This window comes from Algoriphagus halophilus (assembly GCF_900129785.1).
GTDB classification, from domain to species: domain Bacteria; phylum Bacteroidota; class Bacteroidia; order Cytophagales; family Cyclobacteriaceae; genus Algoriphagus; species Algoriphagus halophilus.
The window spans coordinates 116,908-143,744 of sequence record NZ_FSRC01000001.1; the positions used below are offsets into that span (position 1 = coordinate 116,908).

The following is a 26,837-nucleotide window of genomic DNA, read 5'->3' on the forward strand; positions in this document are numbered from 1 at the left end:
GTATTCATTTAAATGCTTATACCCAAATTCAACCCGAATGGCATAAATAAAATATCATCCGTAATTCTTCCAGAAAAGGGTATTAGTCCAAATACTCTAAAATTTAACCTTTTTGATTTTAATGGTAATATTCTATACCCCACTATTGGGTAAAATAAATAGGGTTGAGTAGTGTTTCCTCCAATTATTGTTCCTCCTAGTCCAAACTCGAAAAAATGTCGACTTTTCCCAAGATTTCCTGTTATATGATATAGTATTGTTACATATTTTTCATCTCCGGGAGAACAGGGTCCAAAAACATAAAAAATCAACTTCTTCATTGTATCCTAGGCCTAGTTTGCTACTTAAAATAAAGGAGGGACTTAGTATAAACTGTCTTTCATAATTAAGAGAGATTAAAGAAGCATCACCTAGAAGATTTAGGTTAATGTTATTTAAAGGTCTTGTTTCAACAAGCTCTTTCTGTTTCTGAGCAAACAATATAAGACTGGTGTTGAATAATAATAAAACTAAAAACACTTTTTTCATAATCTAAAAAATTGATTTATCCCATGTTGTTTAAGGGCTTATATAAATTTAATAAATCTTTAGATATTAATTAATTAAGCCTTTTATTCAAAGGAGGAAAAGTTGGTGTTATTCCAATTTCAATGAACTTTGTAACTTCAAAATGCTTTACACTTTTTGAATTCTTTTCTTCTTCCTTCTAGTTATTGATAGACAATGCTAATAGAATTCCTATTACAACAAGAATGATTTCTCCTGTAGCATATTTAGATACCTAGCTTTCATATTTTTGAGTCTGGGTTTACGAAGGAAGTTGAACATGGCTTATTCGGTTTCTTTTTTTATCAGATCTCTTAATTCTTCCATTTGTTCCCTATTACTTTGAAAAGGCATTATTGAATTATTGATTGCACTACTCGATTTGATCAATATATCAATGAATCTCGGGTCCTTTAAAAAATTGAGATTCTCTATGATCAGGTCATGCTCTAAAGAGTTTTTCTCTACTCGAATTTTACTATCAAAAAGTTCATCGAATAGTCTAAACTTTTCATTGATAGATCCTCTAATGATTTCATTTACCCAAATGTCTAACGAAGGCAGATCGCCACCATATAACTTCGCAATCATTCCTCTTAAAGTGTCATTGGATATTTTGTCTAATCCACTAGACCTGATTGACTCATATGGTCCGGTTTTATACGTAACATAAACTCCAAAACCTTGAATTTCTTTGAGGTGAAAATAAACTGAATCTTTATTGAGTATACTGATGTCTTTAGAATTGACAGCATCAGTAAGATAAAGTACTGATTTGTTCCAATCTTTCAGAACTTTGTCAAAGAAGTAAAAAGTTTTGATGTCGCTTTCCAGAGCAATTTGAAGTTCAGAAAGCATTCTCTTTTCGAATTCCCTTTCCTTTTTCTCTCCATTCCAATTGTTGATTCCTAAAGCAATGAGAATACCAATGACTACAAGGATGATCTCTCCAAATGCGTATTTTAAATACTTTGAGTTCATATTGTTTCGTCTGAGTTTGCGGAGAAAGCTAAGCATGTTAGTTTTTTAGTTCTTCGGATAAAAGTGATTCTACTCGTTTTAAGTCAGGAATAAAATTATTGAATGACCTTAATTGAAGCCTGGCTCTGCTTCTCATTTCATCTAATAGGTTTAGAAAATCAGGTTTTTTCAACAGGTCAGGAGGGAACTTTTTATTAATCATTCTTTTGCCATTCACGTATTCGATGAATGGTTCATCCATCATTCCGAAGAATCTGTCTATTTGGGTTTTGTAATCTTGGTCATAATATTCTATAAATTCTTGATGTCTTGGGTACTCGAAGTCATATAGGGTGATGAGTTCTTTTCTTAAAGAATCATTTCTAATCTTATTGACTCCTGTTGATTTGAGGGCTTCGTAGGGGCCCGGATTATATTGATAAATAATTCCAGTGGCCAGATAATAGGATCGACCTCGATCTTGGTTATACATAGAGTCGATAAATTCTGCCTCTTCTTCAATAAATCCTAGCATCACATCGATGGCGGAATCCAAACTTGCCAGTCGACTTACATTATTTTCAAAATATGCAATGTCGTTTTCAAGTGCCAAATGGATCTCAGAAAGCATTTTCCTTTCAAATTTCCGTTCTTTAGATTGTTCATTCCAGTTGTTGATGCTAAGTGCGATCAGAATACCAAAAACCACCAGGATGATCTCACCAAAAGCATAAATCAGGTATCTGGTGAATTTATTTTCAGTAAGCATTTTTTGGCGGATTTTTCTAAAGAAATTGATCATAGTTTCTGGTAGGTCCTGTTTACTTTCGAGGTGAAGCAAAATAGTCTAACTATGAGTAGTTGCGAGGGGTAGCACTTCACTTTCAAGGCCTGCAATTACATCTAGCCATTATTGTATTAATAGTCATTTATTGGTTTTCGTAATTCCTTGGTAAAAACTATCCAGAAACAAAGAATTGTGAGTTTCATTCTTATAAAATTCAGTGGTCAAACTTACTTTCTGGTTCTTCTTTAGCTCTGATATGAATTCTTCAATTTTGCTTTTGTGGAATTCTGGGATAGGCTGATAGGTTAAATGAATTTTTACCTCCTTCTGTAAATTACTGTTTTTTAGTTTATTAATAACTTCTCCATTGCTAAACCAAATTGATGGGTCGTAAATATGAATCACTTCAAAAGGATGATTTAAGGATAAGATATATCCCCCAAAATAACCTCCATAAGAGTGACCAATCAACGTTTCGTAATTATTGGTGGGATAGTTGTTATTTACTTCAGGAATCAATTCATGAATAAAATAATCATAGAATTTCATGCCCTGTCCAGAATTTGAATCATTGTACCAAGTTGAATCAACTTTCTCACCATCATATTCAATTCTTGATTGACTAAAGGTTAGGTCTCGACCTCTTTTTTCTTCCCAGTCAATATGGGGAATACCGACAATGATTGAGTTTTGAATTTTCCCGTCTGCACCTAAATAAAAAGTGATGTTTCTTATTAAGTCAAACCTCCATTCAGCATCTAAGACATAGATGACAGGGTAGCTTAATGTATCTGAATAATTTAGCGGAAGGCTTATCCAATAGCTTCGTTCTTCTTGTAAGTATTCAGAATGTATTTTGTGCTCAATGGTTTTGTTGATACAGATCGTGTCTTGAGCCATCGAGAACTGAGAAATTAAAATCAATCCAAATACAAGTAATCCTTTCATATCGTTTTTTATTGTAGCCAACACGGGTTTAAACCTAATCATCTTAATCCTGTTCAAAGCTATCTACATGGTTTTCAATTGTATTCATTCAGTGTTTAATAATCCAAAATAAGGATTTCAATGTCTTCCATCTCTTTCTTATCCCAATAGTTTTTGGTCAAAAAGAATATAACCCTCCTGTTTAAATCATTCCAAAATTTTAATAGGCTATTTTATTTAATATCAGGAATATAAATCCTATGATTAAGGATCAGGATTGCATCCATAATGGATATAATTACTTGAATATCAGAAAATCAAATAATGACCATTTTTATATAGTTGTAATCATTTTATTAAAAATAATCAGATGTAGAAGGGCGATTATCCTTTACATCTTTATCAAATTTTGGCTTCTCCTTCTCTTTAAATAATTCTTTCTCTTTTTCAATTGCACGATCAATTATTCCTTTTTGAAATGCTTTAATTAAATCAACTTCACTTGTGTATTTTAATTCCTCCAGCACCCATTTGTATTTTCCTTTTAAATCTGAAAACATGGCAAACGCCTGTTCATCTTCTTGAATAATTGGGATAAGAGGGATTTTAAAATTGGGGACTGTTGCTTGAAGTTCAAGAGGACTACTTTTAGGGCTAGTAATATCTGCTATTACAAACCTGGACATACCTGCTAAAATTTGAATAGTCTCTGTATAATCTCTTGATTCCACTTGCTCAAAATCAAACATCATAGGGACATAATCCAATTCTCTTAACTTATTACGAATAGCATCTAATATTTTTTTTCTTTCTGGAGAAAATCGACCTAGAATTAACACTCCCTTACCTGTTATCGTGGTTAAAATTTTTCGAATTTTCGTATTATTCAGCATCAAGTAAATAAATTGAGCTACTTCAATATCATCTACAGTGATAATAGGGTTAACATTAGGTTCTTGTTGATTGGTAATCACCAAATTATTTTGTGAAGCCGGTTCTCCGATTAAATCCCAAACTGAAATTCCATAGACATTGCATCCATCAAAAATGGCGTTTTCTATTTTAGTATAGGTAAAATTAGATCCAGTTAAGATACTATTCGTTAAGTCTGCACTTGAAAGGTTGGTATCAATCATTATCGTATATGCCAAGATTGAATTTCTGATGGTTGCACCTGAAAAATTTGCACTCAAAAGAATTGCTTGAGTAAGAGCTACTTGTGTAAGATTAGCACCTTCAAGATTGGCTTTTTCAAGATTTGTTTTTTCAAGGTTTGCCTTTTCAAGGTTTGCTCCTGACAGATTTGCTCCTGACAGATTTGCTTCTTGAAGATCTACTTCTTGAAGATTTGCTCCTTTAAGATTTACATTAAAAAGACTTGAATAGGGAAGATATGCCTTATGAAGATTTGCCTCTGTGAAATTTGCATACCCCATACTTGCTTTACAAAGATTTGCATTCAAAAGATTTGCCTTTGTAAAATCTCCTAGGTCAAGAACTGCTTCTATAAGAGTGACTTCCGTGAGAATTGCTTCTGTGAGAATTGCTTCATATAGGTTGACACCCTCTAGATTTGCGTGGGAAAGATTGGCACCTTCTAAATTTGCCGCTGAAAAATCTGCCGCTTTACCTGGATTTGATCTAGGATTTTCTGAAAAAAGAGGTTCATCTAATTCACTTACACTTGTGGGATTGACTCTTTCGAGATTTGCTTCTTTAAGATTTGCTTTTTTTAGAATAGCCCCTTTGAGATTTGCTTCTTTAAGGTTTGCTTTTTCAAGGGTTACTCCTTCTAGATTTGCATTGGAGAGATTTGCTCCTTCCAAGTTTGCTCCTTTCAAATTAAAAAATCTTAAATCAAATTCCTGTAGGTCAAAACCACTAAGGTCAAGTTTGCATAGTCCATTGATTTTGACTCTCCTTTCCATCATATCCTTTTCAGATATATATTCAATATCCGAATCAAGAAAATTGCTGTTAAAATAATCGTCAAAATTTTCAGTAAGCGCATTTTTTTTTAACCATTCCCCCCATACCTGAGCCCCTTTCTTTAGAACTTCTAATAGTTCTATTGGAGTGATTTCATTTTCCGATTTCATTTTTGCAATGTTTGCCAACGCTTCTAATATGAGTCCAAATCTAAATAGTCAATTTCCTGACTTTTCAATTGGTTTTCAGTGAATTGGTTGTTGTTCTAACCAAAATAAGGATTTCAATGGCATTCCTCTATACCTTAGCCTAAAAGTTTTTGACCACAAGGTTGGTAGGATATTGAATTAGTTTTTAGTGGTCAGAGTTCGGAAGTCGGTTTGCTTTCTGGGGGTAGGATAAACGTATTCGATTGAAAAGCTTCAACTCAAGGATCAATCTCCAATACCATTATTTCTGCTCTCTGGCATTGATCGGGTGCACGTTGAACGATAAAGGTTCTGTCGTTCGCTTTTAAAAATGGAAGGGGCTCATTTTGACCCTGATTACTCATTTGATAGGATACGGTATCTAAAAGTAATACATCATCTGAACTATCTAAGTATCTTATTTCAAACGTGATTTTACCAATATCTTCCTCGCTGTCATTCACGATTTCAAATCGAGCATTGTTATTCTCAATCTCAATAAATTCCGCTTCGATTTTTTTACTTGAACATGCAACAAATAAGAGGATGGGAAATAAAAATAATTTATTCTTCATTGCTGTTTTCTTTGATTAATTCTGTTAGCAGGTTTTCAATACTGAGTCTCATTTTGGTGTTTTGGTCGGATCGGAAATAATAAGTCCGTAAAATAGAAAGCGCTCTATTGTTGAACAACCTGTATTGTTCTGATTTGAAGTCAAATAGCCAATTATTAAGGGTTTTGGATTCGTCGGATGGGAGATCATTAAAAGAAAGAATATCTACCGCATTTTCAAATTCGAGATCACTCAAGACATATTTTTGGACCACTTCTTCCCTGTTTTTTTCATAAAAATCCTGCGTGGCTTTATATTCTAAAATGGCATTTTTAATCTCTTGGTTAAATAGCTCTAGGTTGCCCGTATTAATAATATCATCGATGGTATAGGCAATACTTTGGTAGAAATCACCGTAATAGTTCACTTTTTCCATTTCTTGAATGACTACCTCATATTCCTTATCCGGATTTTTGAAATAGGAGAGGTAATCATTGATGTCTTTCTGCATTTTCTGACATAAGGTATCTAGCTGATTAATCCTCATCAAATCAGCGTTCAGCTCTGCAATTAAGGTCTCTTCGTAGTTTTTAGCTTTGCGATTTTGCTTAAAGCTTTCATTTGCATTATTGATCTGTAGTGCAATTAAAATTCCTATGACAACGAGTAGGATCTCCCCAAGGGCATATTTTAGGTATTTTCCCGTCTGACCCTTTACCAGCAAGTTTTGTCTAATTTTTCGGAAGAATTTTATCATAGTTTAATGAAAGGTCTTTATAAAGCGTAATTCTAAATACACGATTGCTACAACCCTTGCCGTTTCTACTGAACCGATAATTAGTTTTAAACAATATTGTGTCACATTAAAAAAAATCAAATAGCACTAAATCCTATAAAACAATCCTATTCCTAGACTTGGTAAAACTGGAAAGTCAAGATCAAATGTCCAACCACCAGTCCAAGTCCCAGCACTATTTGAAGTATTCTTATTTATTTCTTTATCACTTAATATGAAAATGGCACCAATGCCTATTTCAATTCCAATTTTCTTTGAAATATTAAAGTCTCTCCCAATCCGAGTATTTAAGTAGAAATCTTTATGAATTATACTTTCAGTTTCATCTCGCAGATAATTCAATCCAATCCTTCCGAACCAAGGACGTCTGTTTGATAATTCAGAAAATCCTCCAAAATGGTAATAAAAATCACCTGAGATGGAAACTACACTTTCATTTGAGCCAAGTGGCAATGATCCAACACTTAATCCTATTTGAGTCTGATCAATTTGATATCGCATACCAATATTTAATAACTCAGGTAGTCCAAATCCAGTCGAAATATTCAATTTCTCTTGTCCATATACTTGATTGATCCAACTGAATAAAGAGGTAATAATCAAAAATAGGTAGGTTAATACTTTCGATTTATTTTTCATTTCTGTCGAATTTTATTGCGCTCTTCGGGACCCGATAAGAATATCGTGCTTGCAATCTCCAAGTATGATCAAAACATTTAAAAGCAAAACTATGCTCTTTCTTATTTACTCGGATTTTAAATCCTATGATAAAGGTTCAGGATTGCTTCTGACAATTGTCGAGGATCCTGAGCAGCAAGGCTTTCCAGCATAATCTACTTTTCAATGCAGTTTTTACAATGTTGACATTTCATTTATTCCATTTTTAATTTAAGGCCATAATATGCATTAATCAAGTATAGAACATTTACTAAAGGTGCAGTTACCATAGTTTGCTGCCAGGTTAAAACATCAGCAAATACAAAAAGTAATACCAATACTTCTATACTGGCAAAAGCTACTGCAGTGTACCTAAGCCAGGGTTTTAATATATTATCCTTGATGTATAGTACAAATAGACCACTTAGGAAAATTATGTTTCCAAAAACAAAAATTATTGTTGCAATTTGATTAATCATTTTTGCCAAATCTATTGGATTGTTATGATAGCCACCCAACATCAATGGATAAATCATCAATAAGACTAACTGTCCAATGGTAATAAGAGACCAACTTATTTTTTTGCTCTTAATAGCAAAGTAGAATGCTCCTATAGCAACCATAGTCATAAGCAAGAATTCTATTTTCCAATGAGCATTATATATTCCCCAATTCTCGTTTATATAGGCAAATCTCTCCTCCAGATTTGCTGGTGCTTTACTAGAAAGGAATATATATACAATTATAGTCCCGTTAACCAAGAATGAGCCTAAAGACCAAAGTGCTTTTGCTAATTTCATACTATTTGATTTTAATGAATTCCAACATATTTAGATATGAACCTCCAAAAATCTATTGCATATCTATCACAATTATCCCTATGCAGATGAATTACCTTCTTTAAAATAAGAATTTCAATGATTTTTTTCTTAATCCGATCCTAAGAGTTTTTGATCATAAGGCTTTTGATCTTCTTTATAGCCTTGGAGAATTATATCAAACAAGGTGTACTTAAAAGTTTTTTTAAGGGTTGGCAAGGTCCATTATTCCGTTCTTCCACTCTTCGGGACCCGATAACTATCGTGGTTGCAATCCCGAAGTATGATCAAAAATTTTTCAAACTTCTAGATCAAAACATTTAAAACAACACAATGCTTTTTTTTAATTGCTTGGATATTAAATCCTATGATATAATTTCAGGATCACATTTACGATGGTTTTCTGTACTTGATCAGAAGGGGTATAACTTTTTTCTCAACCGATTATTTTATGGGATTGAATAGATGAATTTACCCACCAAATTGATGATCGACTGTTCATGTTGCCAAGCATTAAAGTGGGCTTCTTTGCCATAAAATGGATCAGCGGTAGTAACAATGACCATATTTAAATCTCTCAAAATAACGATTAGCTGGCCGCCATGTCCCCAAGCATAAGAGAATTGATGTGGGCCAACACTTGCTGACCACCATTGGTAGCCATATCCAACATCCTTGAAATAGCGACCTAAATGTCCCGATTTCACACCAACGGAATTGATATCTGTTGAATAAGGTTGAGTTGACGCTTTTACCCAATCGGCAGGAATGATTTGATCCCCTTCCATCTGGCCTTCATTTAAATATAAGAGCCCAAACTTTACCATATCACGAGCAGTGAATTGAATATCGCCAGATCCAATTCGATAACCGTCCAAGTCTTGAGGCCAGTCACCTAATTTTACCTGAAGTGGTGAAAACAGGTGTTGTTCGCCAAATGATTTTAGATCCGTATTACAAGCACGTGAAATGATCATGGAAAGCCAATTGGAGGTTAGATTGCTATACTGAAAAGTACTTCCTGGATCATGTGTTAAGGGAATGTCTTCTATCGCATTAATATATTTCCCTGTCCATAAGGTATTCCAGTATTGATCTTCTGTTTCTTCCCATGGATAGCCCGCCCGCATTTGCAGCATCTGTTGGATGGTGATTTCTCTTTTTCGTGGGTCTGTTAGTTGATCTTCTATTTCTGGAAAAAACCCGACCATCTTCTGATCAATATCGGAAAGACATCCTTCCCCTAAAGCGATGCCGAGTAATGCTGAAACATAACTTTTGGTTACAGATGCCCGCTGTGATAATTGATCCACGGATCCTTTATTGAAATAGCCTTCGCCAATTAGAAAACCATTTTTAATTATTAGTAAACCATACAATGTTTCAAGATGGGAAGCTTCGAAATAGATTTCATCTACCAGGTTCTTAGCCAATCCTTGTTCGGAGGGAGATGAAATCTTCCAATCATCCCGATTTAAAGGCTGGTAGTTAACCATTTTGTGACTGGAAGCTTTTTTATTCAGCAAGGCTGCAATTTTTGGCCGGGTGGTTTGAATATAGTTCGAATCAACTTTTAGCCCCATTGGACCCAGAGCACTTTCTAATTGTTGATAGGTTTCCTGATCCAATTTATAGGGAGCTATTACAATATCAAAGGCTGTAGCTCCATCATTATTTCTAATGTATTTATTTGCTCCATTCTGAAGTAACATCTTGACGATGTCTTCATGGCAAAAGAAAGCCGCAATATGCAATGGGGTAGAACCTTGACCATTTGGGATACTTAAATCGGCCCCTTTTTCGATCAATAGCTTTACGATTTCACTCCTGCCAAATGTGGTTGCAATGATAAGGGGGGTAGATCCAAACTGATCTTTCTCATTGAGGTTGGACTCGGATTGTAAGATTTCACGTACTTGTTCAAGGTTTCCTTGAAGAACCGCTAAATGCAGTTTGGTATTCAAATTTTGATCTTGCGCCGGAACTTGTGAAGCCCAAACCAATAAAAAAGCAGCTATTAGTATTTGGAATATTTTCATCAATCTTCAAATTAAAAAAAGTCAATACTGCATAAACCCATGTGTTTTAAATGGATTTCTCTCTTATTAATATATTGATAATTAGCGGGATAAATACGCTCAAAAGACCTCAAATGAGCAGATGTATGACTAAAATCAGCTTATTTAATTTTTAGGTAGGAGGGTGATTTCACTCACAATATGTTTCTTGGTCGTATAGTAATAACCAAGGAGGGAAAAAGAAAAATAAACCTTCGAGGTATTGAAAACCTCAAAGGTTAAATGTTCAATGCAGGTATGGACCTAGGATTACAATTTTATCTCCCGAATCATCGACTTCAAATAAATGAGGAATACGGATATAGCGACCATTCACACTTTTATGGCTATGTACCGACATCAATAATTTTCCTTCAAATGTGCGGAATAGCATTCCATGACCAAAGTTGGGTGGAGTAATGGGTTCCTTTTCCTGAACCCAGGGACCATCCAAGGTGCCACTCTCGGAATAGGCTACTCCCTGAACGTAGTCGCTGAATATCCAGCTGGTCCAGATCATTCCTAATTTCCCGGTTTGAGTTTTAAATAAGTAGGGCCCATCCGTTACTTTGTTAGGTACGATTCTGTCATATCGGTCCTTCTCTTTGCTCCAAGGAGAATCGTGGGCAAAAAACAGGATCTTCCTTTTTCCAACAGTACCACTCAAGTCTGGTTTTAACTCGATCTTTTCCATTGTACCGTTCCAGTTTACTAGCCATTCCTCGCAATAGACGAGGTAGGGTTTTCCATCGGTATCCACCCAGAATGTCCCATCCAAGGTAGGGATGTCTGCGGGTAGATAGGTTTCGTCTTCCATGGGTACATAAGGTCCATCTGGATGATCACTCACCAATACGTGGCTGGCTCGTCTTTCAATGGCATTACCTTTTACTGTGTCGATTACCACTTCTCGGTTTGTAAAGGTGGCGAAGTAGTAATACTTGTTTTGATACGCATGTAATTCTGCGGCCCAGATCATGGGTCTTGGCCCCATCCAGGAATCTGGATTTGTTTGGGTGGCGACGTAGGGGCCAGTCCAGGTTGCCAGGTCCTTACTTTTCCAGAGCAAGCCACCTGTTCCAGTCAAATAATAGGTGGAGGTACTTTTATCCGCAAGGATCGCCGGATCGCTCAGCCGTATAGAATCCAAAGGGATGTTTTCCCGAATTTCCGGTTTCCTGTTTTGGGCGTAAATGGCTGAACAGCACACTAAGACCAACCATGCAGTAAGTGTAATTCTCATAAAATCTAGAATTCTAAATTCATTTTTCAGGATATGTATCATGCTCCTTTAGACAAGTCTTTTGAGTAACTACCCATATGATTCAGAAGACTTTAAGCGTTGTGGAAACCAAATTAAGGATATTGTGGCTCAATCCTAGAAGTTAGTGGAAAGCAAATACGTAATAATAAAAAAGCGTAGAGGTAAACTACGCTTAAGGGGTAACAAAATTAAATTTCTTCCTCAGAAGGTGGTAAACCTTCGTTTATCGAAGGGTCTCTATTTTCAGCATCTAAGGCTTGTTGTTCTTGAATTTGTTCTGCAATACCTGTGGCTTGAGATAATTGTTCTTCAGAACCTAGATTATTTTGAAAATCAGAATTGTTCTTAATTAATTCGTCTTTTTGACTTTCCCATGATTCTTTAAATTTATCGAAATCAGTAAGATTAATATTTAATGATAACAATCCATCATTATCAAGAGTATAATCGGGAAGCAATTTTTTTGTTGATTTAGCTATTGTTTCTAGCTCTTTGATTGCACCAATTAAAACCTCACTTCCTCGTTTATCAGGCGCAAATATTCTCCGCGATAAAACAATTTGTGATTTACCATATTTCCCAATAACAGGTGCAATTCCAAATTCCATTTCAGCTTTTGGAACTGAGGAATTTATTATGCTATCTAAATCCAAAATATTTACTTCACTCGTTATTCTACCAAAGCCCTCAGCATAAGGTGCGAAATCAATTTGTCCACTCCTATCTTTTGAAAGTATTAACATAAGGTAATTTGGTGATCCGTCGGATGAAGTGCCACTATGATATTTAAATGTCAAAGAAGTGAGAACACGACTTCTGTTTTGAGGCTCATTGTAGCCTCTAACAATTTCTCTGGTAATTGCTTGAATACTGTTAATTGTATCTTGATCTACGAATGACATGGAATTAGGATTTTTTTAAAAGGTTCCGCCTCCTTCAGAAGGCCACTCTAAAATTATATTGTTACCATCACGAGGATATATAATATCATCAGCCCATAAGGTATTTAAAACTCCATAACTATCCTTATTTCCTAACTTCCAATCTTTAGATTTTAACATAATGGCCATCTCCTCTTCTGCCTGTTCCTTATTCTCTGGCTTACCTTGGTTAAATAATTCATTCAATAATACATCATCTTTAATGGCAAATAAACACTTGATGGTCACCTTCAAAGGAAACCCATTAAAGTTTTTTCTTTCATTGTCATCTACTAACCAATTGAAACCCTGAGTAAAATCTAAATCAGAGGTTTGAACGTCTGTAGGATTGTCAGGAGTCCCATTGTTTAAATCATATCTCCAAACGATCCTTTTATCTTCATCACCATTATTGATTTTTGGAATAGTTACGTTTTTAAAGTTTTGAGGAAGATCATTAGGGCTTGGGTTACGAGAAACTTCGACATCTTTTTTCAATCTGCCAATGGATATGCTGGTTGTCTTGCTTTGGCTTATACTGCCGCTCACTGTCCCAGTAACCGCTTTGCCAAATGCTCCTGCACTTGCACTTAATGTCCAAGCATTAGTAGTACTTGAATCTTGATTAGTAGTAGTAGATCCTTGGTCCGTCGACGGAATTGGTGGTTCTACATTTACAATGGGAGCTAAAGTTTCAACTATTACAAAGACTTGCACTAAAGACAAATTTCCATTTTTACTTTGGCCACTTTTGATTGTGAAACTAGGTTGTAAAAGATAATAATCAATTAGTTGATTATTACTTGTTAAAAATTGGCCTTTTCCTCCAGTGATCTTAAAATTATATATTTCGAGACCTCCTTTATTATTGTCGAATATTTTGCAATACTTCTCAGCAAATGCGATAGGAGTAAACAAATTATGATGCTTTGGAAAAATTTTCAAAACATCCGGGTTATTTAACAACAAACCAAAATTTGAACCTGAAAATCCTAATTTTCGGGAGGCTTTTTTCGGGTCGAATTTACTTGGATAAACCGGGTCATCGTATTTAAAAATTTGTGATTTAGACATAAAAGTTAAATTTTAGTTAGAATTTTTAATTTAGAAAAAAAATATATATATGCGAAAATGCAGATTAAATTAATCATACTGTTTATTAAATCATGATTGAATTTCCAGTATCCCAAGTATTTTTTCAATGAAATTTATGCTGTGTTAAGGATTGGATAGATAAAGGTAAACCGTTTTCGATCCTATATTCATCAGCTGATTGATAATACAAAACATGAATAAAAGCTGTTTGGTGATAGGTAAGATTTTGATTGTTTAAATGGCTTCATCCGTGAGGCTTTCTCCAACTAAGATTTTTGGAATAGAAATTTTAGAGTGATTGCATCTTCAGACTTTGTTATGGAGTGTGCAAACTTGTAGAAAAAGTCGTTCATTGTCTCCAATAATTCCAAAGGGGAGAGTTCAATGGTCCCCCGAGCCGGACCAAATGCGTGTTTTTTTCTTCTGCTGCCCAAGCTTACCATAATGATCAATTTTAAAGTCAATACTACCCAATAAAACACGGGGCTTCTTTTGAAAAAGCTAGAACTTCTGCTAGAAACTTAATTTACAATGGGGCTGTCTTTATATAATTTATTTTGATCGGAGAGACACTATCAAGCAGGTGTTCCTAATTTCTGGTTTGTTGAAATGCCTGTTTTTATTGGAATTCATTCTGGATAGAAAAAAGAAGCTGAAAAATTTCTGAAAGCCGAAATAATAGTATTCATAGTTCCAACAAATATCCACGTGGTTTTCTCTACCAGATCAGCAGGTGCTAACCTTGAAAGCATAGCTTAGTTTATTTTGCTGTATAGAAACTGTAATTCGTGATAGTGACTACAGCATTTGGGGATAGACGATATGCCTTTCTTACCCATTGCTCTGCAAGAGCCCCTTGATCTTCATATCCACCATGACCTTTCACAATGGAAATGTCTTCATCTCTGTCATTGAAGTTCTGTGTTTCACCATTGTCTGTATAACTTCCTTGAACATTTAATTTCTTTTTTTTGCCATGACTTCCTGATTTTTGCTGAATCACAGATTCCTGCCTGGATAGGTAAGGATTTCTCACTGATTTTCTTTGGAGGAGTTGATTAGTGGTGGATCTGTTATTTGCAATACTTTGTAAATCTTTCATATGAACCGTCTCAGGTCTATTGTCTACCAGCTGAAGCGTGGAATCCGAATTACTAGTATGAGAAGGTAATGGATTGGTTACCGTTTTGCTAGTAGAATTTGTGTGCTTTTCTGTTTGCTCGGCATGTGTTTGCATGATGTGATGGGTAGGTAAAAAATTTCCTTTTTAAAAATTGGTTGACGCAAAATATACTTCTCGGATGGAACTGTATTTTTCTGATTTACAAAAAGATAATAGTGCTTTCAAATACAAAATAAGAATTTAAGTGATATGATCCTTCGTTCATCTTGAAAGATTAGGGATTCAAGGGCTAAAATAGAGAGAGGATTCCGCTACTTTCCTCCATTAAGACTGGAAAATGGAAGTTTTTTAGAGTGATGATTTACTAAAATCTTCTTACCTCTTCCTTGATTAAACTTCGATTTACTGAATTTAAAAGTCCCTAATTTACATTTTGATCCACAAGGTTATAAATCATCAAAAGCAAAAGTAAAATCCAGTTTACTCAAATTTGAATTCGTACGCCGCAAGTTTTGGGTGAGTATCAATACCATTCTGGCAAATAAACATTAATGTTCTATTTTTTTTATTTCCCAAAGAGCTTTAATGGCTTCTGCATTTCCTTCGTCATTTAATTCATTTTCTTTTTGGAGCATTTGATATCTTATTTCTAATTCATTTTGTACCGCTGTCACAAATTCTTTATCATCTGGTCTCCACTGCCATATCAAAGTTGTATTTATTAGTTTGGCTTTCGCATCTTCAGCAGATTCAAACAAATTCACTTTATTTTCTTTAGGGAACCATGGGTCTACCTCTTTGCCAAGATTTCCCTCTTGAACTAGGACTGATCTATGTTTATTTAATTTTTCATTAGGTGGATTTATTTCATACTCATTATCTGTTTGAGGTTCATAACTGATAAGTACTGGTTCTTTTCCTTTTTCTACAAGGCTTAAAAAGGTGGATGCAGAGATATGGTCACAGGATCCTCCCCCTGTTTTCTTTAAAACAAAATCTCTCCATACAATCTCAATTAAATTTCCAAAATTTTTATTTATTTCTATTAATTCTTTAATGTCATCTAATTTCTCTTTTCTCAACACACCTCTATATTTTTCTCCGTTGATTGGTTGATCTAAATTGTTGTCTTTTCCTACATGGGAACTGACAGACATTTGATTGTCCTCCTCCTCAGTCATATGCTCTTGTCTATAAAGAGCATCTCTCGCCAACTCTTTCATATCTTGATTTTCTGGGGAATTGTCAACAGAGTTATTTGTTTTAAGTAACATTTGTTCCAATCGAGTGGCTCTGTGGAAACGTTTCTTTGCCTCTTCCGAACTCGAGGTCAAGTTGCCTGGACCATCAGGCATATAAGCTAATACTTCTCTAGCGCTTTCTTCTTCGGGATTAAACTGGACAGGGGCATTGCTCTTTAGTTGAGTTACTTGTTGTAGAGGTTTATTGAATGCCAAAGTCATTGCGTTAGGGTAACGACTTACATTTTCGCTATGAAAAGATTGGGCTTCTGGCCCATACATTCTAAAGAAATACCTTGGATCTAAATCTGCAGGCGCATGGTCATCAGCCTCTTCATTTCTTCTTACGTAGTTTTCCATCGTGATATAATCTGCTCCACTTCTGGCAATGACTGTTGCAAAATGATAAGGTGCTGGTTTATTGATCATTTTACCTGTGCGATAATCCATCACACTAAAATCACCACTTACATCTCCAATTGATTTTCCTATTGAAAAAATAGCCATGGCATCACCAGCATCTGGGGCAGCACTTTCATTAATCCCCAATTGATCAATGATTTCTTTGGAATTGGGTTTATTTAAAAATTCATTGGAATAATAGCCTCCAATTCTATCTTTCATGTCCTCCATTTTCGCTGTTAATTTCGATTCGCTCAAACCATCTTGATACCCTGTAATCTTATCTCTTGAATCTAAAGAGTGATCCCGTGTGATCTCCATTAATTTTTTTTCTTCGATAGGCTCGGATTGAAAGAACCGACTGAATCCGGAAGATTGCTCATATTCTTTTACCTTTAGATAAGCTGGTAAAAAGCTCGCTAGTCTTCCCACTAATTCTAATCCTAGATATCCTGATGGAGGATTAATAGTTTCGCTTCCGGGTTTGTACTTTCCTTTAAATCTATTTTGCCCTCCACCACCTAAGTTGGTTATAGCACATGCCGCTTCATTACAATTTTCAGGAATCTTAATATTGGTGCCTGTTTCCTGATTTTCAGTCCCGGCATGTTTAACAGGAATGATAAGACTTAATTGATGATCATTACCTTCTTGGTCTTGAACAGTGATCACTTGAGTCCCTTCCTCAAAAGAAATTGGTGAGTTAATCTTTGCCATCGCTTGATTAGCTTCATTTAAAATATCACTGTCTGCGTAGAAAAATTTGGCTTGTCGAGCTCCTTTGTCTGAATCTTCAATTGCCATTTTTCCTGTAACAGCCACTCGAACTTTACTTGAAGTTTTTGATTCTAGCTGGGCCCCAGTTCCTAATTGATTTAAAAATGTTTTTCCTCCTCCCTCCTTTTCACGAGATACTTGGGAAGTAAAACTACCATCAACTTCATTTTCAGGAATAAGGTATCGTTGAGTTGTGGTCTTTGGAAAAGAGGTATTTTGCAAGGAAGAATTGGGAACTATAGCCTGATTTTGAAATGCTTTTAATCCCATCTCATCTGCCTCTTTCTCCAATCCAGCATCATCATTAATATTGACTTTTTCTTTCATTTGCATGGTCGGTTTTACCCTTCCTTGCTTTTGCTGTACCACATGCCATGCCTCGTGAGGCAAATGCTTTTCTTGCCCGGATGCTAAATGAATATCGGTTCCTTGGGCATAGGCATGAGCTTGTAGTTGAGCAGGTTTACTGGAATTGTAATGCACTCTCACATCATCCATAGTGAAACCTGAGAGATTTTCAATTCCCGATTTAAGAGAGTCAGGTAAGCCCGTCTTATTCTCTTTCTTCTGGATAGGTGGAGATTTGGTCGAAAAATGAGTGTCTTCCATCCTATGCAATGGACCAGATGCTTGAACCTGTAGGCTGGAATTCGCCATTTTTTTCAGTTTCCGTTGGGCAACTGCCTCCGACCGATTATCCACCCAGGGAAAAGCAGACTCAACCCCACTTTGTTGAGAAGAGACAGCATGCTCCACAGAATGAGTTGCCTTTCTTCCAGTAGCTTTGGGATTCTTTGGAGTTTGGTCAGCGTGCCTGTGCATGTTTTGATGGTTAGGTAAAAAATATTCTTTTTAAAAATTGGTTGACCCAAAATATACTGCTCAGAATGAACTGTGTTTTTCTGATTTACATAAAGATAACAGCGCTTTCAATTACAAAATAAGAATTTAAGTGAATTGATCCTTGAAATCAGGTCTAGGTTTTTGATGGATGCATACTTTTACTAAATCGCTTGTAGTCAAATTTAGCTTTATAGGGTACAAAAATGAAATGTGATCAGACTAGCATTCCCGGTTTTAAATCTTATCCATATAAAGTGGCAGTGATTGTATTTTTCTAGAAACTAACTATTAATTGAGCTTTCCTTTAGCAATTATCTGCCGTTCACATAAAAAAACCGTCTACATGAAACCTGTATCAATTCTTCAAGTTAACTATGCAATCTACCAACCAAAAGTCACAGCTCTTTAACCCAGTGGCTTTCCGACTTTACCTAGTAAAAAAAATGTTAAGAAAGGCACTTTTCCTTTTGACCCTCTTTCTATGTACAAGGGTTTCCATTGCACAGGATATCATTTTTAAAAAAATAGATGTTCCTATTGTTATTGATGGGGAGATCGACGAAATCTGGGCGGAAGCGGATTCTGCCTATAATTGGATGCAGCAATTTCCCTACGATTCGTCGTTGGCAGTGAATCAGACCGTCGCCAAAGTGCTGTACGATGATAAGAATGTGTATGTACTTGGGATCATGTACAATGCCACAGAAGATCGATCCTATGTGACCCCCTCGCTCAGAAGAGACTTTAGAGGTGCTGCCAATGATAATTTTACAGTGGTTTTTGACACCTTTCAAGATAGAACGAATGCCTTTTCTTTTGGGATCAATCCCTTTGGGGTTCGAAGAGAGGGGTTGGTGGTAAATGGAGGAAGTGGTCGTGAATCATTTAGTCTGGACTGGGACAATGTTTGGAGGGGAGAGGCCAAGCCCCATCAAGGGTACTGGGTGGCTGAAATGGCCATCCCTTTGAATTCCCTACGATTTAATGAAGGACAAAAATTTTGGAATCTCAATTTTTACCGAGTAGATAGTGAAAGCGCAGAACGATCCACTTGGGCGCCGATTCAACGTAATTTTAGTCTCTATAATTTAGCCTCCTCTAGGGTAGCAGAGTGGGAACAACCTACCAAAAGAAGTGGTAAAAATCTCTCTTTTATTCCCTTTGTGTCAGGAAACTACGATCAAAATTTTTCGGAAGGGCTAGATGCCAATACTGGGCTGAGTGCGGGGTTCGATGTGAAATATGGCATTACTCCAGGACTGAATCTGGACCTCACCGTCAATCCTGATTTTTCTCAGGTGGAGGTAGATCAACAAGTAACCAACCTAGACCGTTTTGAGATATTCTTTCCAGAAAGAAGGCAGTTTTTTCTGGAGAATGCAGACCTGTTTTCAGATTATGGCTTGAGAGATACCCGACCATTTTTTAGTAGAAGAATTGGAGTTTCTCGGGATGAAAATACCGGGCAGAACATTCAATCCCGTATTCCCCTAGGGTTGAGATTGAGCGGTAAAGTAAACGATAATCTTCGCGTGGGGGTCTTAAGTATGCAGGTGGCAGATAATCAAACGGCTCAATTGCCTTCCTACAATTATTCCATGATTTCCTTACAGCAAAAAGTCTTTTCAAGATCCAATATTTCGGCCTTTTTGGTCAATAAGCAAACCTTTGAAGATCCTAAGGAATACAGCGATAGTTTATACAATGAATGGGATAGAACCTTTGGATTCGATTATAACCTGGCTTCAGCAGATAATAAAATCACGGGAAAGTTTTTCTACCATCAAAATATCAATCAAGTGAAGGTGGATAGCGCCTTTGCTACCGGGATGGAATTCCAATACAGTGTGCCGGAGTGGGAATTTAATATGAGAGCCCAGATGGTCGGAGCGAATTATGCCCCGGAAGTAGGCTTTGTACGACGGACGGATCTTCGGCAACTCGCCATGACCTATCGAAAAAGGTTTTACCCCACGAGTGGAGGAGTCCAGCGACATGGTCCTGGCTTTGATGTGGACTTGAAAGGGAACCAAACCTATGGATTGCTCGATTGGGATGTGAATATTTTATATGATATCACTTGGCGGACCTCTGCTGAATTTTCCGCTAGGCTACGAAGACAATACACCTACCTGTTTAGATCTTTTGATCCCAGCGGTACCGGTGGACTTCCTTTGGAGGCCAACACCGAATACACCAATAACCTGTTGATCGCGCGGTACCAGTCTGACGCAAGAAAAAAAATATCCTTTGAGCTGAGCACCCGTTCTGGGGAATATTACAATGGGATGCGATGGAACCTGGAGGGAAGCATCCAGTGGCGTTACCAGCCCTTGGGATTTACCAGCATTGACTTTGCCTACAATGGCATCCGGTTGCCAGACCCCTATAACGATGCCAATCTCTTTTTGATCGGACCTCGGTTTGATTTTACCTTCAGCAAAAAACTCTTTTGGACCACTTTTGTCCAGTACAACAGTCAAATTGATAATGTGAACATCAATTCGCGCTTACAATGGCGTTTTGCACCGGTTTCAGATATGTTCTTGGTGTATACGGACAATTACTTGGCAGAAACACAGGAAGGGTTTCTTCAATTTGGCGGGTCCAAATCCCGTGCGCTGGTATTTAAGATGACCTATTGGTTGAATTTGTAACTCAGCATGGTAAAAATCCTCTCGCTCATGTGAGTGTTTTCGCTCATAGTTTTATTAGCTGTTTGGGAAGACATAACCAGGGGAGGGGTCGATATATGAAACCTTCGAGGTATTGAAAACCTCAACCGTTGTCTATTCCGTGCATGTGAGGGTCTTCACTCACATTTCTGCTAACAGTTTGTGGAGAAACAAACAGAGGGAATATTAAAAAATCCTAGTGGTTTCCTACTGTCCAAGCATTCCTAAGGATAACAAAGTCCCGATGATATTGAGCCCACAATGAACATAGATTGCCAATCGTAAACTCTGGGTTTTCCAAACCAAATAGGTCATAGGAAGCAGCGCAAGGATCAAGGTCAAATAGATTTGGGGCTGCCAAAAATGATAGAGTGAAAATAAAACAGCACTCAGCACCGGAGCATACTTGCCCCAGGTCTCCATTCTTGGCAATAAATATCCCCTAAAATACAGCTCCTCAAAAAAGGGAGCCAATAGCCCGTTGAGAAGGAGGTTTAACAACAAGGTGATCAGAATGATTTTTTTCGAATACCCTTCAAAGTCTCTCACCTGATACCAGTCGGGCAGCCAGAACAAGAGTTTTTCGGTCAACAGCACATTGAGGGGCTGGGTGAGTCCGTAGATCAAAAAAGCAAATAGGATCAACCCGGCAGTATACAGCACCATTTTTTGGGTGGGTATTTTCTCTTTGTAAACCATCAGGTCGCTGATTCGTGGAACGCCCTCCTTTGATTTTGCGCTTCTTAAATGGATCAGAAAAACAGGGACCACCACGAGGGTGCCGGCGAGGAGCATTGAAAACTGAGGAGGAAATCCTTTTTCCAATAGGATAGGGGTGATCAAGCTAAAAAAGAAAGTAATGATCACGCCAGGGTAAAAATGATACAGGATGGATTGTGCTTTTGAGAGTTGTTTCATGATAGCTATAATAAAGATGGATGCTCCTATATTCGTCTCCTGCAACCACTCAAACTCCCTTCATCAATTCTGCTTGGTCACGCAGGCTATTCAAGTTTTTTCTTTCTGAAAAGATCCCTTTTAAGGATCACCAAATGCAGTTCCAAGCGCTATCCTTAATTGGATTGACCCAAATACTCCACTACTTTCTGAGCTTTTTGAAGTAGGTCTTCCTGGAATTCTCGAATTTGCTGTCTATAGGCCACAATCATTCCCACTTGGGTTTTTAAATACGCATTCTGCTGTATGCCTTTCCAATCGATCTGGTATGTTGGAGAATAACCCAGTTCCACGGGATCTTCCAGCTCATAAAAATCCCGATACAACAACGGGCTATGGAATTTCACCATTTCATCCCGATAATCGAACCAGGCAGTTTGAAGAATTCGTTCATTAAATAGCACTGCCCAATTATTAGGAATGTAATAGTCGTCCAACAGCCTTTTTAACTGGGCATCTTGAAATAAGTGAAAATGATTGCTATTGATCAGGTCATTATAGGTGGAGTTGGTAATGGTGGCGTTGGGAATGAATGCCGTCATGATAAGTGAGCGTGTAAGCAGGAAGGTATCTATCTCCGTGAGTTGCTGGCCCAAAAACGCTTCCAAGTATTGCCCCTCTTGTTCTGTATAAGTATTGATCTCCTTTTGTTCTTCGATAGAGGAAATGTCCTTTTGCAGATCCACCAATAAGTTTTCTATGTATGATTGCTTCAGTTGCTGATTGAGTCTGTCCTGATTCCAATTATTCACCTGTAGCGCCAGCAGAATGCCTATCATTACTAGCACAATTTCACCCAAGGCATATTTCAGGTATTTTCCGGTAGTTCCATTCGAAAGCAATTGTTGTCGGATTTTTTTAAAGAACAGGATCATGGGCGAAGGTGAAGGTATAGCTATCCATCAAAGAATTTAGCTATTACTGAATAGCTGATTCGAAGCGATTGATTGTTAGGTGGTTTGGCTTGTTTTTATCAAGATAAGGATTTTGGGGAATTCCTGCTTAGAAGCAGCTCTCTGTGTTGGGGTCAAAGGTTAAAAATAGGGGAGGGGGTCTTAGTTTTCAATGTTCAATGTTCAATTGGAAAAGTAGATTCACTTAATTCTAATCCTTGCATCACCACATAATACTTGTCTGTAAATGGGTCTACAATAATCCGAATACTTCCGGTAGCGCCTTCCTGATTTTCTTTTCGGGAACTAAGATGAGTAGTATCAGCCACAAACTTTAACTCATTTTGAAAAGCATTGGAAGCAGGATTGATATTGGTTTGAAAGAACATACTCCCTACTTCTTCTGTCAATCTTTTTCCAATATCCACATTCGGATGGCCATGTTGGGTTCCATTTGACACTACCGAAACTTCGGGGTCTAGATTCCTTACAAAATCAAGACCTGAAGAGGTTCTACTACTTCCGTGATGGTTTACATGATACACATCACTATTCTTTATGTTGGATGCTAATGAACTTTCAGGCTGCAGAGTCAAATCACCAGCTGTGAAATAGTCAAATCCCTTGTATGAAACTATTAAGGCAATGGAATTCTGATTTTTATCCCTGGCAATAGCTAAATTTGGTTCATTGTCTGTCGCATTATTTACAGCTACACATTCTATTGTTACTCCACCGGAGAACTGTTCGATATAATTCAACTGCATCTCTTCACGATCCGATTCTCTATTTTTTAGAGCAGTTTTGTATTTGCTTGTTTGTTGTTTGGATCCTGGGTCATAAATTTTTTGACTTAAAGGGACTATGTCTTTTATTGCTCCTACGTGGTCATGGTCATAATGTGTAGCAATAAATGAAGTGATTGGCTGAGCATTTAAGTTAAATCCAAAAGAAGCAATTGCTTCCCGAATTCTTTCCGCATCATTTCCCATTCCGCAATCTATAAGTATGACATCACGTTTTCCGTTTTCTTCTGGGCAAACAATAAGCGTAGCATCCCCGACTTCCACATCAATAACTTCAATTTGAAGTACGTCTCTACGTGATCTGAGGGATTCTTTGGTGGGTAATTTATATGACCATCCAGTAATACTATCCCGGTCATATGAATAATAATTAGGAGCCTCCTTGGTCAACTTAAATATATCCGCGACTGGGGCTAACCGTTCATTAAGAATTCCATTCCTGCTGGGTTCACTTTTTACGATGGCAGTTCTGTCAGTTTTTACTTTTAATAGCTGGGCAAAGTTATCTTGGGGAAGTAATGCCAGGAAAAACAGGAAAAAGATTGAGTCCTTATTTTTTTTAAAATGATGGAATATCATGTGCTTAAAAAGAAAAACGGGTGATAAGACAAAACAGTGCCAATCGAAAACCTGAAAATAGAATCAATTAAAATGGTCTCCTAGGTTAAATATAGGAAAGCCTATATTCTTCCAGATATTCAAAGGTGTCAATAAGTTCGGAAACTTAAGATTGAACTACAATACCCATTACTGGGTATTTTTTTTTGTTGAAAATATTGAAAAACAGGGGTTTATAGGATGTTGAAGGCGTTTAACCCCTGTTTATTTTTAATGGAAATTATCAATTACACGCGATCAACTAACTATAAGTTTGACTTCCTAATAATTTGGTTATTAAAGAAAATCTATTAAATTACTTTTAGTTAATTTTTATCATTCACCTAAATACTTTTAAGATGGCGATAGAAAATCGTAATTCAATCGAAATCCCAGAGGCTGTATTAGCTGATGCTCTGGGTAAATTAAACGAAGTAAGGGAACTTTTAGCCCCTTATTTAATTGCACTGACTCCGACGCAGCGGAAGAATCTTCTGAAAATGGCGGATGGTTCCAGACCTTTTGTAGAAAAGGTCATGGATTATGTTGAATCTGAACCTCAATTTTTGCCTCCTTATCTTCCTGTGGAAGAATTAAAAATAGACTGGGGAGCAGTAAAAGGATTGGGACCCATTTTAAATTCAGCTAATTTATTTTATGATAACCTCAGTGACACTTTGATGTTGGCTGGATCTGAATGTTTTGATGGAGCTTTGAGTTATTACAACACCGTAAAATATGCTTCAAGAATGAATGCTCCTGGTGCCAAAGGAATCTATGAGGATCTTAAGGAACGATTCGAAAAGAATTCTAGCGATGAAAGTTCGCAAGCTGCTTAATAAAAAGTTGCAATAGCCTTAAATATAAACTTATCGCTCTCCAGCAGATTCCTTTTAGGAACTGCTGGTTTTTTATTTCATTTTATCCTCTTCTATTTCTTCCAAAAGCCCGTTTCTAAAAATTTTTTAAATCCTGAGGTATAAAAATTAATCTCGCTTGATACAAAGAGAGTCTCAGGAGATTTCAAAAGAGTCTTCGTTGATACAAAGAGTATCTCAATAGATACTAAAATAGTCTCGCATGATCCAAATAGTATCTCCTGAGATACGAAAAGAGCCTCGCTTGATATTAAGAATATCTCGCGAGATACAAAAAGAATCTCGGAAGATACTAAAAGAGTCTTCTGAGATACAAAAAGAATCTCTGGAGATATAAATAGAATCTCGCAAGACTCTTTTGACCCCCTAGGGGTACCTCCGAGGTGGGGGAGGGGTACCTCTGAGGTGGGGGGAGGGGTATAAGGAATGACTCGTCCTAATAAAAGTTTATAGGATAATGTTTAAATCCTGATATTAGTTTACATTTTCATACCATTTTTCAATTTCTGAAACAACCTTGTCTAGAGATTCATTTATTTCTTTTCCAGTATACCGTAGCACATTATATCCCATTTGTTGCAGCTGCCTATCAATATTCCGATCCTTCAATGCTTGTTCTTCGGTTCTCTCATGATAAGTATGACCATCGGTATAAATGCAAAGTTTTTGATCTCCTTGATTGATAAAAAAGTCAGCAATGGTCAAAACTTCTTTGAAATTATCGGTAGGGTGATCGTATGATCTATTTTTAGTGTGAATATTTTTCCCGCTTCGACTAATCCCAAATTGAACTTCAAAATAGATGGGGGTTTTTTTTAGAGCGAGAAAAAGCTTCCTTTCTAATGGGCTTTGTAATTCTGTGAAACAGACTTTACAATACTTCATTTTAAAAGAACAATTTGTGCATAGAGGATCGTTATCAAAGGCGAACTGAAGTTTCGTGGAATCCTCTTCTGATATTTTTAGCCTATCAGCCAATGATAATTGATCTAGCGCATTATCAATCTCTTTTTTTAATGCGATCAATTGATCCTCGGATATAACTGAAGAATAATTCCAGCTATTGCCTCTTTCATTTTGGTATACTATGTATTCAATTTTTTGATTTAGAGATTTATTGTCAGGTTTAAGATGTCGGATGATAAAGGGTGATTTTGAAGCCATGAATTATTATTTATCGAAGAACATTTTAAAGATTCCATAAATAACTACCCCTCCAAGTAAAAACGGCCAAATGGCAATTATTAAATTTTCAAAGGCAGTTAGAATAGCGGTTAAAATTCCGAGCCCAATAAAGATTGCAACAGCAACGATCACAATCAGCAAAATTGTAGAAAATATGGATTTCATTAATAGAATATAATCAGGTTGTGAATTATTATACACTCTCAAAAAACTGGGTTGCAAACTTGCAGAACTCGATAATGACCTCTTTATCCAGATCAAATTCCTTTCGTGATCCCAAGTAGTTTCTAGATTCAGGTGTGATTTCTTTACCTTCCAAAAGTTCCGGAACAGTAATACACTTGATGTGCTTTTTCGATACCAAAATAATATAGGCATTGGTGTAGGGGTAATTTTTAGGAAGGTCCTTCATTTTGAACTCTCCACTTGCCCTGAATTTTACTTCCATAAAATAAACCTCCTTGCTTGCAGGGTTTTGCATCACAAAGTCAGGCATTCTTCTAATTTCATGAGCAACATCAGACCTAACTCCCTTCAATAATTCCATAATACCGGGAATAGTATTTTCCATACCAAATCGAAAAACATTGTAATTCAAGCTCAAAAACAGCTCTTGAATCAAGGTTTCGGCAATGCGACCCTTGATCATATTATAGCGATACTTTTTCTGATTGTCAGGAAGGCCTGAAGTCAGTTCTACTTCTGGATCAACTTCATCTATCAGGACTTCGGTATTTGCATTCTTTTTGGAATAACAGGCCGGACAAAGTCCTCCATTAAACTTGGTGTACTCACCGCATTGGATACATGCTGGCATAATCTAATTTTGTGGATTAATAAAGTTTGAAATAATATGTTGCGTTAAGTTTTAAAAAGGAATTGATAATTCTAAAGTAAAAAAAGTGTAGATGCAATCTATGCTTAGTGGGAGATTAAGTATGATTAATTTATTTGCTAATAAA

At 36.5% G+C, this 26,837-nt stretch carries 22 protein-coding genes; 2 read left to right on the plus strand and 20 right to left on the minus strand.

Features of this window, described 5'->3' with window-relative positions:
- Positions 1–8: 8 nt before the first annotated feature.
- The 15 genes from BUR11_RS00560 to BUR11_RS20900 form a co-directional block, all read right to left on the minus strand.
- Positions 9–320: a hypothetical protein gene (locus tag BUR11_RS00560; protein ID WP_074222910.1), complete on the minus strand. Its 312-nt coding sequence runs from the start codon at positions 318–320 to the stop codon at positions 9–11.
- 511 nt (positions 321–831) lie between these two features.
- Positions 832–1,527, minus strand: a complete 696-nt coding sequence (locus BUR11_RS00565) for a DUF6090 family protein (protein WP_143185776.1) — start codon at positions 1,525–1,527, stop codon at positions 832–834.
- Between the two features lie 37 nt (positions 1,528–1,564).
- The gene (locus BUR11_RS00570) at positions 1,565–2,308 is read right to left on the minus strand and encodes a DUF6090 family protein (protein ID WP_074222912.1); all 744 of its coding nucleotides are present in this window, start codon (positions 2,306–2,308) and stop codon (positions 1,565–1,567) included.
- Positions 2,309–2,431: 123 nt separating this feature from the next.
- Entirely contained in the window at positions 2,432–3,241 is an 810-nt protein-coding gene (locus tag BUR11_RS00575; protein WP_159439193.1) for an alpha/beta hydrolase, read from the minus strand.
- A 335-nt stretch (positions 3,242–3,576) separates the two neighbouring features.
- Positions 3,577–5,319 carry a pentapeptide repeat-containing protein gene (locus BUR11_RS00580; RefSeq protein ID WP_074222914.1) on the minus strand — a complete coding sequence of 581 codons (1,743 nt, stop codon included), beginning with the start codon at positions 5,317–5,319 and terminating at the stop codon, positions 3,577–3,579.
- A gap of 257 nt (positions 5,320–5,576) precedes the next feature.
- The gene (locus BUR11_RS00585; RefSeq protein WP_074222915.1) at positions 5,577–5,912 is read right to left on the minus strand and encodes a hypothetical protein; all 336 of its coding nucleotides are present in this window, start codon (positions 5,910–5,912) and stop codon (positions 5,577–5,579) included.
- Positions 5,902–6,648 carry a DUF6090 family protein gene (locus BUR11_RS00590; RefSeq protein ID WP_074222916.1) on the minus strand — a complete coding sequence of 249 codons (747 nt, stop codon included), beginning with the start codon at positions 6,646–6,648 and terminating at the stop codon, positions 5,902–5,904. The genes BUR11_RS00585 and BUR11_RS00590 overlap by 11 nt, the downstream gene beginning before the upstream one ends.
- A gap of 126 nt (positions 6,649–6,774) precedes the next feature.
- A complete protein-coding gene (locus BUR11_RS00595; RefSeq protein WP_074222917.1) occupies positions 6,775–7,326 on the minus strand; it encodes a hypothetical protein in 552 nt (183 codons plus the stop codon).
- Positions 7,327–7,559: 233 nt separating this feature from the next.
- Positions 7,560–8,144 carry a hypothetical protein gene (locus tag BUR11_RS00600; RefSeq protein ID WP_074222918.1) on the minus strand — a complete coding sequence of 195 codons (585 nt, stop codon included), beginning with the start codon at positions 8,142–8,144 and terminating at the stop codon, positions 7,560–7,562.
- Between the two features lie 467 nt (positions 8,145–8,611).
- Positions 8,612–10,201, minus strand: a complete 1,590-nt coding sequence (locus BUR11_RS00610; RefSeq protein WP_074222920.1) for a serine hydrolase — start codon at positions 10,199–10,201, stop codon at positions 8,612–8,614.
- 265 nt (positions 10,202–10,466) lie between these two features.
- Complete coding sequence (locus BUR11_RS00615) at positions 10,467–11,462, minus strand: glycoside hydrolase family 43 protein (RefSeq protein ID WP_074225035.1); 996 nt, start codon at positions 11,460–11,462, stop codon at positions 10,467–10,469.
- Between the two features lie 209 nt (positions 11,463–11,671).
- On the minus strand, positions 11,672–12,385 hold the full coding sequence (locus BUR11_RS00620) for a hypothetical protein (RefSeq protein WP_074222921.1): 714 nt from the start codon (positions 12,383–12,385) through the stop codon (positions 11,672–11,674).
- Between the two features lie 15 nt (positions 12,386–12,400).
- Positions 12,401–13,477 carry a hypothetical protein gene (locus BUR11_RS00625; protein ID WP_074222922.1) on the minus strand — a complete coding sequence of 359 codons (1,077 nt, stop codon included), beginning with the start codon at positions 13,475–13,477 and terminating at the stop codon, positions 12,401–12,403.
- 781 nt (positions 13,478–14,258) lie between these two features.
- A complete protein-coding gene (locus BUR11_RS00635) occupies positions 14,259–14,735 on the minus strand; it encodes a hypothetical protein (protein WP_074222924.1) in 477 nt (158 codons plus the stop codon).
- A gap of 434 nt (positions 14,736–15,169) precedes the next feature.
- Complete coding sequence (locus BUR11_RS20900; RefSeq protein ID WP_143185778.1) at positions 15,170–17,863, minus strand: eCIS core domain-containing protein; 2,694 nt, start codon at positions 17,861–17,863, stop codon at positions 15,170–15,172.
- A 395-nt stretch (positions 17,864–18,258) separates the two neighbouring features.
- Here BUR11_RS20900 and BUR11_RS00645 point away from each other — a divergent pair, with 395 nt between their 5' ends.
- Positions 18,259–20,541 carry a carbohydrate binding family 9 domain-containing protein gene (locus tag BUR11_RS00645; protein WP_143185780.1) on the plus strand — a complete coding sequence of 761 codons (2,283 nt, stop codon included), beginning with the start codon at positions 18,259–18,261 and terminating at the stop codon, positions 20,539–20,541.
- A 225-nt stretch (positions 20,542–20,766) separates the two neighbouring features.
- On the opposite strand, the gene BUR11_RS00650 is transcribed toward BUR11_RS00645, so the two are convergent.
- From BUR11_RS00650 to BUR11_RS00660, 3 genes are all read right to left on the minus strand, one after another.
- Positions 20,767–21,477, minus strand: coding sequence for a CPBP family intramembrane glutamic endopeptidase (locus BUR11_RS00650; protein ID WP_074222925.1), 711 nt, complete (start codon positions 21,475–21,477; stop codon positions 20,767–20,769).
- 155 nt (positions 21,478–21,632) lie between these two features.
- The gene (locus tag BUR11_RS00655; RefSeq protein ID WP_074222926.1) at positions 21,633–22,391 is read right to left on the minus strand and encodes a DUF6090 family protein; all 759 of its coding nucleotides are present in this window, start codon (positions 22,389–22,391) and stop codon (positions 21,633–21,635) included.
- Between the two features lie 194 nt (positions 22,392–22,585).
- Positions 22,586–23,794 (minus strand): ComEC/Rec2 family competence protein, encoded by a 1,209-nt coding sequence (locus BUR11_RS00660; RefSeq protein ID WP_074222927.1) that lies wholly within the window; start codon positions 23,792–23,794, stop codon positions 22,586–22,588.
- Between the two features lie 377 nt (positions 23,795–24,171).
- Between BUR11_RS00660 and BUR11_RS00665 the strand changes: the two genes are divergently transcribed.
- Positions 24,172–24,651, plus strand: a complete 480-nt coding sequence (locus BUR11_RS00665) for a hypothetical protein (protein ID WP_074222928.1) — start codon at positions 24,172–24,174, stop codon at positions 24,649–24,651.
- 513 nt (positions 24,652–25,164) lie between these two features.
- On the opposite strand, the gene BUR11_RS00670 is transcribed toward BUR11_RS00665, so the two are convergent.
- The gene (locus BUR11_RS00670; RefSeq protein ID WP_074222929.1) at positions 25,165–25,854 is read right to left on the minus strand and encodes an endonuclease domain-containing protein; all 690 of its coding nucleotides are present in this window, start codon (positions 25,852–25,854) and stop codon (positions 25,165–25,167) included.
- 214 nt (positions 25,855–26,068) lie between these two features.
- Entirely contained in the window at positions 26,069–26,692 is a 624-nt protein-coding gene (locus BUR11_RS00680; protein ID WP_074222931.1) for a hypothetical protein, read from the minus strand.
- Between the last annotated feature and the right edge of the window lie 145 nt (positions 26,693–26,837).